This window comes from Peptoanaerobacter stomatis (genome assembly GCF_000238115.1).
Taxonomy (GTDB): Bacteria; Bacillota; Clostridia; order Peptostreptococcales; family Filifactoraceae; genus Peptoanaerobacter; species Peptoanaerobacter stomatis.
The window spans coordinates 44,509-59,637 of the sequence record NZ_JH414546.1; the positions used below are offsets into that span (position 1 = coordinate 44,509).

The following is a 15,129-nucleotide window of genomic DNA, read 5'->3' on the forward strand; positions in this document are numbered from 1 at the left end:
TTTTGCTGTTATATATACTATTTAGATAAATTTCTAAATAGTTATTGACATTTAATATTTATTTTTATATAATAATTACAGTATTTAGATAGATATCTAAATACTGTATGTTTTATTTTTCATAAAAAATTTGTTCAAAAGCGTTAACTTTCTCTTAGATGTATGCAAAATACAGTTTTTATAGTTATTAACAGCCATATATAGTATGATAACATAGTTTTATTTTTATATATCGCTTTAACGGATATATTTTTTCTTATTTTGCACATTTCTAATTTTCTCTAAGATTGGGGGGTATTGTCTTGGCTTTTGCAAAAACATTTAAAGCACTGTCTGATCCTGTAAGAAGAGATATTTTAATATTGCTGAAAGATGGAGAAAAAAAGTCCGCAGGAGAAATATCTTCACATTTTTCTCTAACTGATGCTACAATATCTCATCACCTGTCAATATTAAAACAAGCCCTTCTCATAAAACAGACAAAAGAAAAAAATTATATATATTATGAATTAAACATATCTGTCTTTGAAGACGTTATGATGTGGTTTTCCGAATTTTTTAATAAGAAGGAGTAATTATTATGAGTAAAAATAATATTTTATCTAAAAAATTAATCGTATTCAGCTCCATATTATGTCTTATTCCTTGTATAATAGGTTTTCTAAAATATGACAGTTTTCCTCAAATGTTGCCAAACAGATTTGATTTTTAACGGGAATGTCACTTCTTATACTGATAAAAATGTATTGCTTTTCTACTTGCCTATCGTAATGGCTTTATTAACAATTATATTGGGTATTACAATTCATTTTGATCCATTTGATAAAAAAAGTCAAAACAAAAACCCTATATTAGTAAAACTTACAATTTTTATAACGCCGATAGTCAGCAATATTATATTCTTGGCAATTTATATCAATTCTAAAAAAAATTTTTCATTAAATACTAAAATACCGATAATATTCATAGGTTTGATATTTTTAATAATCGGTAATTATATGCCTAAAAATAAACAAAACGCTATAATAGGTGTACGAAATATGTGGACTTTAAAAGATGAAATTATATGGAATAAAACTAACAAACTGGCAGGGTATCTATCTGTTTTAATCGGTATTTTATTTATAATAATACCTTTTATAAACATACCTCCTTCTGTTTTGCCTAATCTTGTCTTATTTTTTGTATTTGCTTTGTCTATAGGTATAAATCTATACTCTTTCATATTGTATTACAAAAAAGAAAAACATTGATAAATTATTATGATTGATTTTTGTAATAAACTATGATATAATTTCTAAGTTAATAATTTATTTGGCAATAACAAGCAACTATTGCCCATTATTTAGTAAGAGGTGAAATAATGAAACCAAATTTGCATCCTGAATTCAAAGAAGTAACAGTACACTGTGCTTGTGGAAACACATTTACATCTGCATCTACAAAAGATGAAGTAAAAGTGGAAATATGCTCTGCTTGTCACCCATTTTATACAGGTCTTAACAAATCTGTAGAAAAAGGCGGTAGAGTTGAGAAATTCAACAAAAAATTCGGAAAAAAATAAAGCATTTATCAATAAATGCTTAAAAGCGTGCTAAGTAGCACGCTTTTTTATTTTTGTTTTTTTATACTAATATCTTATAAAATAATGAATATTTAAATTCTATAATCATCAAAAAATAATTATTATTTTTTCATAATATACATTAAGAAAATAAGTTTCTGCATTATCTTATGCTGAAAGAATCATGCATTACGCATCTTCTTATTCTGCAAAATGATTTTGCTGAAGTTATACCTTCTCCTGTAGGTCCTGCTATAGTAAATGTTGTATGTCCTTCTCCACCTACTCCTATTCCTGAATATGAAGGTGCATTTTTAACAAATATAGTCGCTTCTAATTTTTTTGCCATTTTAGACAACTTTTCTACATTTTTGGAGTGCATTATTGCTGTATGTCTATTGCCATGTTCAGCTTCATATGCATATTCTATTGCTATATCTACATCTGATACGCTTACTATTGGTAATATAGGCATAAGCATTTCTTCTTGTACTAAATGGTGATTTTTAGATGTTCTGCATATTATTAATCTTATACTGTCATCTACATATATTCCTAATTTTTCTAATATATATTTTGCTGATTTACCTACGAACTCTGTCTTAGGTTTTCCGTTTTCTTGTGATACCAATTTGTCCAATTTTTCTATCATATCTTGTGATACTATTTCATATGCTCCGTTTTTCTTCATATGATAAATCAACATATCAGATATGCTGTCTACTGCAAATACTTCTTTTTCAGCTATACAAGGAACATTGTTATCAAAGCTTGCACCTGATACTATATCAATAGCCGCTTTTTCTATATCCGCAGTTTCATCCACTACTACCGGAGGATTTCCTGCACCTGCTCCTATGGCTTTTTTTCCTGATGACAAAACAGTGTTTACGATAAATGGACCTCCTGTCGCTACAAGTAACTTAACCTTAGGATTGCTCATCATAAGATTGGTATTTTCTATTGACGGTTCTTTTACCATTGTTATCATATTTCTCGGTGCACCGTGTTCTTCCAAAGCCTTGTTCATCATCTTAACCAATTTTATAGAAACATTTTTTGCTCTCGGATGAGGACTAAATACTACAGTATTTCCTCCAACTATCATAGATATTGAATTATTTATAAGAGTTTCTGTAGGATTTGTAGTAGGTGTTATTGAGCCTATGACTCCAAACGGACAATATTCTTCAATCATAAGTCCGTCCTTTCCTGATATGGCTCTTGTTGTTAAATCTTCCATTCCGGGAGTTTTTTCGGCTGCCACTTTATTTTTTAATATCTTATCTTCAAATCTTCCTATTTCAGTTTCCTCTACAGCATCTCTTGAAATCATCTCAAGATTGTCTTTTTTGAGTATTTCTTTTCTTATAACATTTGCAAATTCATTTCTTTGTTGCACACTGCACTCAAATAATTTTCTTTGTGCTGTTTCACTTGCATTTATTGCTGCTTCCATATCATCAAAAATACCATAATTATATTCATTGCTTAATATATTTGATGATTCCAATTTCATTTCGCTTAACACCTGTCTTACGACATCTTGTAACAGTTCTGCGTTCATTTCTCCCTCCCATTATTGAACAATACTGTTTTTATTTTTTAAAATTGCAAAATCTCCGTTTTTTATAGATACAGAATTTGCCTCGTCTGTATCCAAGTGCATTTCCAATCTATATGAATCTGATACCCTTACAAGCACTTTCGACATAATTGCCCGTCTTTGTCCGAATATTTCCACATCTACAAAATCACCGTCTTTTACATTCATAAGCCTTGCATCTTTCGGTGTCATATGGATATGTCTAAGTGCAACTATTGTTCCTTCGTCAACGTTTATCTTTCCTTTAGGTCCTATTATCTCAAGTCCCGGAGTTCCTTCCAATTTTCCTGATTCTTTTATAGGAGCTTTCACACCTAACCTGAAAGAGTCTGTAAGCGATATTTCAACTTGAGTTTTGTTTCTTATAGGTCCTAATATTCTTACATTTTCAAATTCACCTTTTGAACCTCTTATTGTTACAAGCTCATTTGAAGCAAATTGCCCCGGTTGTTTTAAATCAGATTTTTTTGTAAGCTCATATCCTTCTCCGAACAGAGTCTCCAAGTCCTTTTTACAAAGATGAACGTGTCTATTGGAAACTCCAATAGGGATTTTATAATTTTCTATTTGATCAAGTTTTTCTTGAACACGTTTACAAACCAAAGTTATAAATTCCTCTTGATTCATAAAATATTCCTCTTTCTACCAATTATATAAATCAAAAAATTTAAAGTAATAATGCTAAACACTATTACAAATTATAATATTCCTAAATTTTATATATTTATTACCCTGAAAAATTACAGCTTTTTAAGGACACGATTATAATATAATTTTAATTAGTGTTTAGTATAAAATTTTTATCTATGTCATCAATTTAAATTCTCTAAAATTTTATCCGAACAGTAAATTTACTATTGATACTGATATCATTATAACTGTTGCAGGAGGATCTATATATGTATCGCAATTACTGTTGAATATATTTCCTGCAGCTTGCCATGCCACTGCATTTACAGCTCCTACAATAGCTGCTATCAAAATATTCCCTGTAAGCACATATGCAACTGCCGCAGGATATGTTATATGATGCGTAACCGGAATACTGAACCCTGTTTGTAAAAATACCAATGAACTTGCACTTATTCCGAAACATATTAACGGAAAACTTGCCAATTGTTCTTTCGGCATACCTGACAACATCATTGCATTTCCAACCACACTTATTACTATTCCGAATGTCGCCCCTAAAAACGCGTGCATTAATAACCCTAAATCAGGATTAGGCAACCATGTTCTTTTTACATCCAAACTGCATGTTCCCACCGGTCCAGTTTTTCCTACTAAAAGTCTGCAAACCATCAATGTACAAAATACTGCTGCTCCGGGTGCGTCGGTTTTTAAGAAACTTAATTTTGTTGTAAATAATGTAAAAAATAAAAATCCTATTACTGCAAATACTCCGCCGGCAATAAGAGTAGGTATATCATTAAGTTCATATAAAGGTTTTAATACATCTTGTGCAGAAGACAGTTTTTTTCTTTTTATAGCTGCGAATCCTGCCGCTGCCGCTCCCGCAGTAAAAGCTATATGAGGTCCCCAAAACAATCCGAATGTAATATGACCGATAGAAAATTCATTTATACCTGACATAGACAAAATTCCGCCTGATAATGCCAACAGACCTGTAATTATAAATGACGGTATTGCTCCGAATGCTGTTCCTACTACACCGCCACAAAATGCTCCAACTAATAACATAATATCCATAAGTCTTCTCCATTTCATAAATTTTAAAATTATTAAACTTTTTTGTGTGAACTATTGCTTAATAAAAGTCGACATATGGTGTTATTAATAATACAATTGCTTAATAAAATTATGAACAATTTTTTATATACTTTTATAAAAATAAAAAATTTGCTCATAAATAATAGAACTATACATTTTTTATTTATTACTGATATATAAGTGTTTTTTCTCTTTTAACTAAATAACTATATATAGTTTTGTATATAAGTTTTTACTTGATTTTTTAATTTGGAAACTTTATCGGTTCTCTCCCATGCAAATCTTTCTTCCATTCTTCCGAAATGTCCGTAAGATGCAAGTTCAAGATATATAGGAGTTCTCATATTAAAGTTGTTTATCGCGGAATCTATCGTTAAATCAAACGTGTTTTTTACCGCATATTCTATACATTCCCTTGATACTCTTTCAGTTCCAAATGTATTTATATATATTGTTTGAGCTCCTTCTTTACCTATTACAAAAGACATTTCAACTTCACATTTTTTGCTTAGCCCTGCTGCAACTACATTTTTTGCTATATATCTTGCCAAATAAGCAGCCGATCTGTCTGCTTTTGAAGGATCTTTTCCTGAGAATGCTCCTCCGCCATGTCTTGCTATGCCTCCATAGGTATCAACTATTATTTTTCTGCCTGTAAGACCGCTGTCAGCGGACGGACCTCCTTTTGCAAAAAATCCTGTGGCATTTATATGAATTTTTGTGTCGGATTTCAGCAAGTTTTTATCTATTTCTTCAAATATTACTTTTTCTATTATTTCATATCTTAGCTTGCTCAAATCTATATCTCTATGATGTTGAGCTGCTATTACTATACTGTCTATTTTTTGAACATTTCCGTTTTCGTCATATACTGCACTTACTTGTGTTTTTCCGTCAGGATAAAGCCCCTGTATTATACCTTGTTTCCTTACATATGCAAGCCTTCGTGCCAATTTATGCGCTGTATGAATCGTATATGGCATATAGTTTTGCGTTTCGTCTGTGGCATATCCGTATACCATACCTTGATCGCCTGCACAAATTTTTTCTTTTATCACTCCCATAGCTATATCTTCAGACTGTTTTATTATATTTGTCATTATTATAGCTTTATCAGGATTAAAACCGCTTTCTTCATCTGTATAACCTATTTTTTTTATGGTATTTTTAGCTACTTCTTTCACATCGATTTTTGCATTGGAAGTTATTTCACCGCCTATAAACAAAGCTCCATTAGTTATAAAGCTTTCACAAGCCACTCTCGAAAACGGATCTTGCTCCAAATGTGCATCAAGTACAGCATCGGAAATTTGATCGCAAACTTTGTCAGGATGCCCTTCTGTTACCGATTCGGAAGTCAATACTTTATACATGACAAATCACCAACTCTCTTAAAATCTTAATAGTTAAAGCAAAATTTATATGCTCTGCATAAACATTTTTGTAAAAACACCGTTTTACAACTGATACTTATGAATATACCAATATTTTAATATATCCGGAATTCTTAGACTTCCAACTTGACTTTATTATAATTTCTGAATCTTGATACAGTTGTTTTTTCGTATTTCTTAAATACTTTGCAAAAATAACTGAATTCATTGTATCCTACTTTAAAAAATATCTCCGATATATTCATTCTTGACAAGCATATATATTCTTTCGCTATATTTATCTTTTTTATATGTATATAGTTCATAACCGTCATATTAAATTCTTTTTTAAAAATTCTGCTTAAATATCCTTGAGATAAATTGCAATTTTTAACTATATCGTTAAGAGATATATTATTTACTATATTGCTTTCTATATACGAAAAAATATCTTTTAATATTGGATACCTGGCTTCGCTTCTTTTTATAAATATATATTCATATACTTTAAAAAGCCAAATGAATATCAATCTTTCATCTTTTGAATATATGTCTTGAAGCGGAAAAAGTTGCTGTAATTCCAGTTTATTCTTCTTTACTTCAGGCAAAAACGAATACAATATTGCTGAAATAAATCTGTACATATTATCTTTGAAATTGCTTTGTGAGTAATTATTATATATTTCTTTCGCTACTACGGATATGTTGTCATAAAGGCCGTAAAAATCATTTTCTTCTATAAATTTATTCACATTTACACTTATTGATATTTCTTCCTGCTGTTTTTTGACTTTAAAATTTGTCAATATACTTTTGATAGTATTACTGTCTATAGGTTTTATAACATATTGTTTTATTTTGTTTTTTAACGCTCTTTGTGCAAGTTCAAAACTGTTATAACTTGACACTATATATATGCTTATATCAGGATTTATCTCCAATATCTCTCTGCTTGCCGCTATACCGTCTTTTATCGGCATCATTATATCCATAAAGACTATATCAACTCTTTCGTTTTTGCATATATCTAATGCTTCCTGACCGTTTTTGGCAAAAAATTCGACCTCAAAATTTTCTATCGACGAAACTATCTTTGCTATTGCTTGTCTAACCAGTTCCTCATCATCTACTATAAGAACTTTATACATAATTTATTCCTTCGTCAAAATTAATTGGGTACTTAATAGTAAGTTTTGTGCCTATATCTTTTTCATACTCATACACAGGCTTATATTCTTTACCGAACATATCGGTCAAAGATTTTTTCATATCTCTGACTGATTTTAATATAGGAGTCCCTTCATGATTTTCCCCATATAATCTATATGTTTTTTCCAATTCGCTTATACTGAGCCCGGGTCCATTATCTTCCATTTTTATAACTATATCGTTTTCTACATTATCTATAGATATATCCAAGCTATAATCCGCTTCTTTCATAGTCAGACTATAGTACATGGATGCCTGAACAAAAGGTAATATTACGGAAAAAGGTATTTTTATATCCATCAGACTTTCGTCACATTGTATATTATAACGAATTCTATTTTCATATCTCAGCTTGTTTATGGCTACAAGATTGTCTATTCTTTGTATCTCTTCATTTATTGTATTGGAATTTTTATTTTGCAACTCATTTGTTATAAAATTTGAATATTTTAATATTGCATCATTTGTTTTTGTCGCACCTTCTATTATTGACAAGTTCGACATCATATTAAATATATTTCTTACAAAAAATATATTTGTATATCTGAGTATTGTGTCATACTTACTCTTTAACAGACTGTTTTTATATTCCAACTCTTTTATCTTATCTTCAAGTTCTCCTATCTTATTGAGATTTTTCATTTTATTATGTCCTGATATGAGCTCTTGTTTTGTGAGTTGACTTATTATGAGTTCTATCAGCTTTGATATTGATACAAACTCGTTATATGTATACTTTGCACAATCTTTCAAATCTTCTTTATATTTTTGAGATAATATATCCACATCTTCCAAATCTTTTCCTGATGCAGACATATTCTTGCTGAGTCTCATAACATAAGGAGGCGCATCGTCACATAATACCTGCCCACCTACAAAACCTCCAAGATACCTGTCATTTACTATTATAGGTATTGCCACTTCCAATAAACCGCACGGACAAAAATATATGCTCGTCTGTTTGCTTGTAGCCGCAATTATTGCACCCGAAGCATCCGACAATTTGCAAATAGGAAGTCTTTCTTTATCTTGTCTCATCTTTTGACAAAATCTTGTAAATTTTGTCTGTTCAGTTACAGGTTCACCTTTATAATCTACCGTAACAAAGGCAAGCCCTGTAACATCTGAAATTATTTTTTGTATTTCTTCAAGATTCTTCTTACCGAATACCGAAATAATATCTATTTGCTCTACGCCTTGTAAATATTTTTCATTAATAGAAATGTTCGCTGAATTTTTGTTCTCCGCCATAGAAAAAACCTCTCTTATTAAAAGTCAAATACGTTATAATAATAAGTTAATAGATTTTTTCCAAAATTGCAACTATTTCTTTTTCCGAAATACTTTTCGGATTGTATTTCAAGCAATTATCTTTGAGTGCATTTTTTGCCAAAACGGTTTTATTTTTATCCCAAAGCTCTTTATCTATATTACATTTAGATATTTTGTCCGGCATATCCATAAGTTTCATCATTACACTTATATATTCTTTTAATACGCTAAATGCCATATTATCATCCAAATTATCTCCTGCCATACCTGTTCTTCTTGCAAATTTTATATATCTCCTCTTAGTAAGTTTATCCGTCGCATTGAAGTCTATGACTTCTTTAAGTAATATTGCATTTGCAAGTCCGTGCGGTATGTGATAAAATCCTCCGATTTGATGTGCAATGCTGTGATTAAGACCAAGACCGGCTATATTAAATGCCGTTCCCGCCAAATTCGATGCTATATGCACCTTTTCTCTTGCAATATAATTTTTATCGCTTGAATAGCTTTCATAGAGATACTTTATCAATAAATCTCCTGCTTTTTCCGCAAGTGCATCCGAATACTCATTAGCTCCTTTTGCCACATATGCTTCTATTATATGTGTAAGTACATCTATACCCGTGTTTGCTATTATTGAATTTGGCAGTGACATTGTAAACTCTGCATCCAATATTGCCACATCCGGTAATATATCATCTGATTCAAGCAAATGTTTCGTCTGCCTTTGTTCATCTGTCAAAACTGTTACTGATGTTACCTCCGAACCTGTTCCGCTCGTTGTAGGTATAGCTATAAATTCTATATCGTGATCAATCCTATCGGATTCTCTTAAAAAATATATCACACCTTTTGCAGTATCTATTGCCGAGCCTCCGCCGAATCCTATTATATGTGTGGCATTAAGAGCAATCATGGTTTTTATAGCATCAGATACTGTAGATAAAGACGGATCCGGTTTTACCCTGTCAAAAACTTCTATTTTATTCGTATGATCAAGTTTTTGAGTAATTCTTTTTATCATGGAATTTTTTACAAGAAACTCATCCGATACTATTAAAATTTTAGATTTTTTTATATTTTTAAGTATCTCTAAGGCATCTTTTCCCATACATATCTTTGTATGCTGATTAATTATATTCATCTTCACACTATCTTTCTTAAAATATATTATTTTATAGAAAATTTATCTACAAGTGCTATTCTTCTTTTTCTTGCAAAATCTTTCGTAGTAATCGCTCCTTCGCCTGTAACATTGGCTATTGTAAAGCTTGTACCTCCAACTCCACATATGCCTATTCCATCTAATGATGAACCGTTTTTTATAAATACTGATGTTTTAAGAACTCTTTGGGCTAAATTTAGCCTGTCTATTCTTGAAGAATGTATTCCTGCCGTATGTTTCAAATTTTGTTCTACCGCTAACGCAACATCTAAAGCTTCATCAAAATCTTTTACCCTCACCACGCTTATAAGAGGTACTAACAATTCTTGTGTAACAAACGGATGTATCTTCACTGTTTCAACAGCTATTAACTTATAACACCTATTTGTCACGATGCCTGCTTTTTCTAATATTAAATCTGCATTCTTTCCACCCAAAAGCTTGTTTGGAAGTAAGTCTTCCGTCAGCAGTAATTTTGAAAGTTGCAACATTTGTTTTACATCTCTTATATAAAATACATCATTTTTTTTGAGTTCTTCTTCAAATTCATCGCATACTTTATCAACAATTATTATATTTTTTTCACCTACGCAAGTTATGTTATTGTCAAAACTTGCACCTTTTGATATACAATATGCAGCTTTTTGAATATCAGCCGTTTCATCTACTATAAATGTAGGGTTGGCAGCTCCTCCTGAAATTACTTTTTTACCGCAGGCTATAGCCGCTCTTGCGTTTTCAGAACCACCTGTTGATACTATCAAATCCACATCAGGATGTGTCATTATTTCTTTTATATATTTGAGCATACATTCATTCAATGTAACTACTATATTTTCTATACCGCACACATCAAATATAACTTTATTTATTATATCTGTTAAATATTTTGAAACCTCCATCGCTCTTGGATGAGGGCAATTTATCACACTGTTTCCTGCAGATAATAAACCAATCGTATTGTTAATCATGGTTTCGCATGGATTCGTACTCGGATGTATTGCGCAAGCTACTCCATAAGCTGTATATTCAAAAAACGTCATACCTCCGTCACCGGTTTTTACTTTTGTTTCCAAATCCTCCACTCCCGGTGTCTGCTCTATTGCAAGTCTTATCTTTACAACTTTATCTTCGACTTTTCCCATGCAGGTTTCTTCTTGTGACATCTTGGCGAGCTTGTCTATATGTTTTGAAAGCTCTTGTCTTAAATTCGCTATTATGTCTTGTCTATCTTTCATACAAAGCTTCGAATATATATATAGTGCACTTTTCGCCGCTTGTACAGCTTCATTTACAGTTGAAAATACTCCTCTCAATTCCTTCATATTTTCTCCTTTAGACAACTATTTCGTCTATTATACCTATAATCGCCATATCTATTAATGAGCTTTTTCTTTGTTCTTCCACTCTTACGGAAGAGCCGGATCCTACTAATACATATTCGCCTATTCCGGCGCCGACATAATCCGCTGCCACTTTTTGAGTTCCGTCTTCCGTCAAGTCAGCTCTCATAGGTTGAATTACCATCAGTTTATATCCCGTTAAAGTATCATTTTTTTTAGTGGCGACGACATTTCCAACTACTTTTGCTATAAACATAATCAGCCTCCGGCATCAAAACAGATTGTTAATTTTTTTATTTTTTCTTTTTATTTTTTTTGCTATTTGTGTTTTTTAAATTTGATTTTGTATGTTCTTCTTTATCTTCAGATATTTCTTCTACAATTACTTCTTCAACGTTATCTTCTATCTTTTCTTCAATTATTTCCTCTTTTATAATTGTGTCCGGAGCATCTTTTTTTTCTGTTTTTAATTCTTCTTTTATTTCTTCTTTTTTAGCTGTTTCTTCTTTTGCAGTAATTTCTTCTGTTTTTTCTTCGATTATTTCTACAGATTTTACATCTTCTTTTTCTCTATCATCTTTTGTTTTTTCATACGATGATATATCTTTTAAAAAGGTGTCATAGATAAAATCATTAGGTCGAGGTATAACCGTAGAACTTATATATTTACCGTATTCAATCGCCTCTTGCTTTGCCGCACTTATAGCTGAATTTACAGCCCCTACATCGCCGACAACTTTTACTGTCATATATCCAAGTCCCTTCGTATTTTCTATATCATATATTTGTATATTTGCTGTTTTAGCCATCGTATCAGCGATGAGTATCCCTGTTGAAAGACCTCTAACTTCAATCATACCAAGTGCTTGTTTCAACTACATCACCACCTTCAGGTTTTCAATTATTTCTATATCGAATTCAAAAATTTCTTTATAGTAATTAAGTATCTTCTGTTTATATTTTTCAGGCTCTTTGCCTGTCAATTTTTCTATTCCGTATTTCAAGATGTATATTTCAGTCCCGTTTTCAAAGCATTTTTTTATAAGCTTCGTTGTCTTGGTATCACTTAAACAACTCGCTATATGTATGACCTCGTCTCTTTTTATAACAGGGAATATAACCATATCTTCTTCTTCACACAAAAATTCCTCTAATTTTATCACCTTTGTGAATGTGTAGAGTTTTTCAATTTTATTTTTATATACGCTACAGTCTTCATTCAACAAAACAGCATATATATTCTTATCTTTTATCTTGTTAAGTTCCTCAAATAAAAAATAATATCTGTTGTCCCAATCTTCATTAAACACTATATATGTATTTTTTATTTTTTCTTGTATTTGAATTTTTTTTTGTTCTTCTAAAACTCTTTTTATAACTTTTTTTATAATAAGTTCCAATTCATCTTTTCTATTTGGCATATCTGCCCCCATTCATAAAAATAACTACGATTGGAGTTCAATTTTTAAATTTTACTGTAAATTTACAAATATCACCTCCGGAAAAAACCGGAGATGATACCCGAAAAGTCACGATTTATATATCTATTTTTCAAAATGAGGTATAATTCTTTCTGTATCCATATGAGGTCTTGGTATAACGTGAGTAGATACAACTTCACCTATTGCAGCCGCTGATGCCGCTCCTGCATCAACTGCAGCTTTAACGGCTCCTACATCTCCTCTTACCATAACTGTTACAAGTCCTGAACCTATTTTTTCATATCCTACTAAATTTACATTAGCTGCTTTTACCATAGCATCGGCTGCTTCTATAGCTCCTACCAAACCTTTTGTTTCAACCATTCCTAAAGCATCTGATATCATAATAAACCTCCGTTTTATCTGTTTTTTTATATTTATCTTTTCAGTTTTTTATTTTTTTATATATTTTGCATCATATTGATTTGATTTTATAACCTGTATGAAATTTTTTTCTTAATTATTACTATATGTTATGTTCAAATCTATATATGAGTTTTAAGTATCATTAAATTTTTATTTATTTTATATATAAGGTGTTGTTGTTGATTTAGGAACATCTCCTAATGTACCAAGCAGTTTTACACCTACATCTATTGCAGCTTTAACAGCTTGTCTTACTGCTCCTGAATCTCCTGTAAATGTTAATATAACCTCGTTTGAAAAACTTGTTCCATCTGACGGTGAACAATATTTAACAACTTCTACATTCGCAGCTTTTACTGAAACATCGGCTAATACTGTACCGATTGCTGCCGGTCCTGCACAAATCATACCGAATGATTTTCCAAGTGGAGTTCCAAAAACTTTTTCCAAGCAATAGCTTGCTCTTGCTGTATATTGGAATTCAAGGTGACCTGCATCGTTAGCATAAACATCTCCAAAATATTTAGGTAAAACATCTAATGCTATTTCTACTGCACGTCTTGCATCTGAAACGTCATCAGCTCCTATATATATTAAGCTTCCATGTCCTGCTCCGCCTTTTGTATCTCTTGGCAATTCCACTGATATAACTTCTGTATTTGTAGCTTTTACTGCATCATCCACTGCCATTATTTGTGGACCTGCTCCTGTTCTTCCACCTATTATTCCTATTGATTTATACTTTCCTAAATTCATAGTCTGTGTAAGTAGAGGATCTACGCTTGCTATAACAAGACCTATCGTATCTCCTATTGCCGTTCCTACAAACTCCGTTACTCCTATATTGGCTTTTTTACTGTTACCGGATTCTTTATTATCTATCCCAAGTTCTTGTGAAACTTGTCCCATTACTCTTTCTAACAATTCTTTGTCCATATTGACCTCCTATTAACCACCTATAATACACTCAAAACCATTATTTTCTACAATAGTTTTAAATTTTTCAACAAATTCTTCACTTAATTCCTCTGTACCGTTCATCTCATAATTTCTGCCTAAAAGCTTATATTTATTTTCACCATATCTATGATATGCCAACAAATGTACTTTCCTTATATTAGGTAGAGTTTTTATAAACTTGACAATATCTGTTATCTCTTTTTCATTTGCATTAAAGTTTGGTATAACGGGTACTCTTATAACTGTATCAGCAAGTTCTTGTATTATCTTTGCGTTTTTTTTAATAAGTTCATTTCTAACCCCTGTGTATGCCAAGTGTACATCTGAATCAAAGCTTTTTATGTCAAGTAAAACCAAGTCTACATTCGGTATAACTTCTCTTATCACTTCTTCGCTCGCATAACCTTCAGTTTCTAAAGCTGTATGCCATCCTTGTGCTTTGCAGGCTTTAAATAATTCCTTGGCGAAATCGCTTTGTGTAAGCGCCTCTCCGCCTGATAATGTTACTCCACCACCTGATCTGTAATACTGTGTGGCATCTTTTTTTACTTCTTTTATAACTTCTTCTACGCTCATCTCTTTGCCCTTCATTATGAGCGCTCCTGCCGGGCAAACTAAAGCGCATTCACCGCAAGCTGTACATTTTTCTTTGTTTACAATATATTCCTTTTCAGGTTCTATGGCTTTTACTTTACATACCTTGACACATTTTCCACAGCCTATACACAAGGCTCTACTAAACATAAGTTCAGGTTTTGCCTTTTGAGATTCAGGATTGCTGCACCATCTACATCTCAGCGGACATCCTTTAAGGAAGATTATCGTTCTTATTCCCGGTCCATCGTGTATAGAAAATCTTTGTATATCAAACACAATGCCTTTTGCACCATAATCAACAGTTTCCATAACAACGCTCTCCCTGATATATGTTTTTTATATTTTATTTTTACTTTATTATAATTTCACTGAAATATAGTCCTATACCTATTTGAACATAAGCATTATATCTTTGTATTTATAGCAAGCTGTACACTTGCTATAAATACATTTCACAAAAAA

At 31.5% G+C, this 15,129-nt stretch carries 18 protein-coding genes; 4 read left to right on the forward strand and 14 right to left on the reverse strand.

Going from position 1 to position 15,129, the window contains the following annotated elements:
- Positions 1–302 precede the first annotated feature (302 nt).
- The 4 genes from HMPREF9629_RS00135 (at position 303) to rpmE (ending at position 1,564) form a co-directional block, all read left to right on the forward strand.
- Positions 303–575: an autorepressor SdpR family transcription factor gene (locus HMPREF9629_RS00135; RefSeq protein ID WP_009524265.1), complete on the forward strand. Its 273-nt coding sequence runs from the start codon at positions 303–305 to the stop codon at positions 573–575.
- A 5-nt stretch (positions 576–580) separates the two neighbouring features.
- Positions 581–712 carry a hypothetical protein gene (locus HMPREF9629_RS12370; protein ID WP_009524266.1) on the forward strand — a complete coding sequence of 44 codons (132 nt, stop codon included), beginning with the start codon at positions 581–583 and terminating at the stop codon, positions 710–712.
- Entirely contained in the window at positions 702–1,253 is a 552-nt protein-coding gene (locus tag HMPREF9629_RS00140; RefSeq protein ID WP_242821986.1) for an SdpI family protein, read from the forward strand. Before HMPREF9629_RS12370 ends, HMPREF9629_RS00140 begins: the two co-directional genes overlap by 11 nt.
- Positions 1,254–1,363: 110 nt before the next feature.
- Positions 1,364–1,564, forward strand: coding sequence for a 50S ribosomal protein L31 (gene rpmE, locus HMPREF9629_RS00145; protein ID WP_009524268.1), 201 nt, complete (start codon positions 1,364–1,366; stop codon positions 1,562–1,564).
- Positions 1,565–1,727: 163 nt separating this feature from the next.
- Here rpmE and HMPREF9629_RS00150 read toward each other — a convergent pair whose 3' ends face one another.
- The 14 genes from HMPREF9629_RS00150 to HMPREF9629_RS00215 all read right to left on the reverse strand — a co-directional run bounded on the left by HMPREF9629_RS00150 (position 1,728) and on the right by HMPREF9629_RS00215 (position 14,976).
- The gene (locus HMPREF9629_RS00150; protein ID WP_009524269.1) at positions 1,728–3,131 is read right to left on the reverse strand and encodes an aldehyde dehydrogenase family protein; all 1,404 of its coding nucleotides are present in this window, start codon (positions 3,129–3,131) and stop codon (positions 1,728–1,730) included.
- A gap of 12 nt (positions 3,132–3,143) precedes the next feature.
- A complete protein-coding gene (locus tag HMPREF9629_RS00155; RefSeq protein WP_009524270.1) occupies positions 3,144–3,797 on the reverse strand; it encodes a phosphate propanoyltransferase in 654 nt (217 codons plus the stop codon).
- 207 nt (positions 3,798–4,004) lie between these two features.
- A complete protein-coding gene (locus HMPREF9629_RS00160) occupies positions 4,005–4,880 on the reverse strand; it encodes a hypothetical protein (RefSeq protein ID WP_009524271.1) in 876 nt (291 codons plus the stop codon).
- Positions 4,881–5,107: 227 nt separating this feature from the next.
- On the reverse strand, positions 5,108–6,274 hold the full coding sequence (gene metK, locus HMPREF9629_RS00165) for a methionine adenosyltransferase (protein WP_009524272.1): 1,167 nt from the start codon (positions 6,272–6,274) through the stop codon (positions 5,108–5,110).
- A gap of 134 nt (positions 6,275–6,408) precedes the next feature.
- Entirely contained in the window at positions 6,409–7,422 is a 1,014-nt protein-coding gene (locus HMPREF9629_RS00170; protein WP_009524273.1) for a response regulator, read from the reverse strand.
- Complete coding sequence (locus tag HMPREF9629_RS00175) at positions 7,415–8,734, reverse strand: PocR ligand-binding domain-containing protein (protein ID WP_009524274.1); 1,320 nt, start codon at positions 8,732–8,734, stop codon at positions 7,415–7,417. The genes HMPREF9629_RS00170 and HMPREF9629_RS00175 overlap by 8 nt, the downstream gene beginning before the upstream one ends.
- A gap of 46 nt (positions 8,735–8,780) precedes the next feature.
- The gene (locus HMPREF9629_RS00180) at positions 8,781–9,899 is read right to left on the reverse strand and encodes a 1-propanol dehydrogenase PduQ (RefSeq protein ID WP_009524275.1); all 1,119 of its coding nucleotides are present in this window, start codon (positions 9,897–9,899) and stop codon (positions 8,781–8,783) included.
- Between the two features lie 26 nt (positions 9,900–9,925).
- A complete protein-coding gene (locus HMPREF9629_RS00185; RefSeq protein WP_009524276.1) occupies positions 9,926–11,245 on the reverse strand; it encodes an aldehyde dehydrogenase in 1,320 nt (439 codons plus the stop codon).
- A gap of 10 nt (positions 11,246–11,255) precedes the next feature.
- A complete protein-coding gene (locus tag HMPREF9629_RS00190) occupies positions 11,256–11,519 on the reverse strand; it encodes a EutN/CcmL family microcompartment protein (RefSeq protein WP_009524277.1) in 264 nt (87 codons plus the stop codon).
- 37 nt (positions 11,520–11,556) lie between these two features.
- A complete protein-coding gene (locus tag HMPREF9629_RS00195) occupies positions 11,557–12,138 on the reverse strand; it encodes a BMC domain-containing protein (RefSeq protein WP_009524278.1) in 582 nt (193 codons plus the stop codon).
- Complete coding sequence (locus tag HMPREF9629_RS00200) at positions 12,139–12,684, reverse strand: hypothetical protein (protein ID WP_009524279.1); 546 nt, start codon at positions 12,682–12,684, stop codon at positions 12,139–12,141.
- Positions 12,685–12,807: 123 nt separating this feature from the next.
- Complete coding sequence (locus tag HMPREF9629_RS00205; RefSeq protein WP_009524280.1) at positions 12,808–13,089, reverse strand: BMC domain-containing protein; 282 nt, start codon at positions 13,087–13,089, stop codon at positions 12,808–12,810.
- A 180-nt stretch (positions 13,090–13,269) separates the two neighbouring features.
- On the reverse strand, positions 13,270–14,046 hold the full coding sequence (gene pduB, locus HMPREF9629_RS00210; RefSeq protein ID WP_009524281.1) for a propanediol utilization microcompartment protein PduB: 777 nt from the start codon (positions 14,044–14,046) through the stop codon (positions 13,270–13,272).
- Between the two features lie 12 nt (positions 14,047–14,058).
- A complete protein-coding gene (locus tag HMPREF9629_RS00215) occupies positions 14,059–14,976 on the reverse strand; it encodes a glycyl-radical enzyme activating protein (protein WP_009524282.1) in 918 nt (305 codons plus the stop codon).
- Between the last annotated feature and the right edge of the window lie 153 nt (positions 14,977–15,129).